At 45.7% G+C, this 1,209-nt stretch carries 2 protein-coding genes; both read left to right on the top strand.

The features are described 5' to 3' along the window. The coding region (locus tag R7P35_RS25075) for an NAD(P)-dependent oxidoreductase (RefSeq protein ID WP_318093099.1) at nt 1–560 on the top strand (560 nt) is incomplete at its 5' end. Nucleotides 561–566: 6 nt separating this feature from the next. Next, entirely contained in the window at nt 567–1,139 is a 573-nt protein-coding gene (locus tag R7P35_RS25070) for a uracil-DNA glycosylase family protein (protein WP_015297453.1), read from the top strand. Nucleotides 1,140–1,209: the final 70 nt, after the last annotated feature.

Genomic DNA, 1,209 nt, shown 5'->3' with positions numbered 1-1,209 from the left:
CGCATCTCTACACATCACTGCAAAGCAAAACCATGGTGATTCTCGGCACGGGTAGCATTGGGAAATGCCTAGCACAAACGGCCCAGACGATGGGGATTAACACGATTGGTATTAATCGCACAGGAATTCCAACAGCCAATGATGAATTTGCACAAACCTTCCACATCAATGAACTAGCAAATGCTTTAAGAAAGGCAGATATTGTCGTTAATACATTACCGAGTACACCTAATACTCGTGCTTTGCTCAACCGTGAAACACTTCAACATCTCAACCAAGCTTTATTATTCAATGTAGGTAGAGGAGATGTGTTGGATGAAGCCAGCTTGTTGCTCGCCATCAAGAATCGCTGGGTAGAACACGCTTTCTTGGACGTGTTTGAGCAAGAACCATTGCCTCCAGCGCATCCGTTTTGGAAATTACCGCAAGTGACCATCACGCCACACATTGCCGCATTGAGCTTTCCTGAACAGGTGGTCGACATTTTTGCCGAAAATTACCGACTTTGGCGCGATGGTTTCTCATTAAACAATCAAGTGGATTTCGAAAAGGGGTATTAAAGACCGATGTCTCTAGAGAATCTACTCCAACAAGTGCGCGCGTGCCAAATCTGCGCTGAGAGTTTACCTCTCGGAGCCAACCCTGTGGTTCAAGCCGGTAAAAACGCACGCATTCTGATTATTGGCCAAGCGCCAGGAACAAAAGTCCACAGCACTTCGATACCTTGGAATGATCCAAGTGGTGACCGACTGCGCCAATGGCTTGATATCGACAAAGACGTGTTCTACGACCCGAATAAAATTGCCATTGTACCAATGGGATTCTGCTATCCGGGTAAAGGTAACTCGGGAGATCTGCCACCGAGAAAAGAGTGCGCTCCTACATGGCACAAAAAGATTCTCGAACAGCTCCCCAATATAGAGTTGACTCTGCTTATTGGTCAGTACTCTCAGCAGTACTACCTCACCAACAAGCCCAAAACTCTCACGCAAACCGTTCAGCAATGGCAAGATTGGGAACCTGAGTTTATTCCTCTACCTCACCCTTCCCCACGCAATACGCTGTGGTTAAAGAAGAATCCATGGTTTGAGTCGGAAGTCGTTCCCTATATCCAACAGCGCGTTCACTCGATGCTTTGAGTTACCGATGATCTAATTGCTAGTTAATCTGAATAAGAAAATTGAAACACAAACAACATAAATTTAAGTC

This window comes from Vibrio sp. Vb0304, assembly GCF_033338995.1.
In the GTDB taxonomy this organism is placed as follows: domain Bacteria; phylum Pseudomonadota; class Gammaproteobacteria; order Enterobacterales; family Vibrionaceae; genus Vibrio; species Vibrio alginolyticus.
The sequence above is the reverse complement of the archived record's forward strand: the minus strand, read 5'-3'. Positions and strand labels throughout refer to the sequence as shown.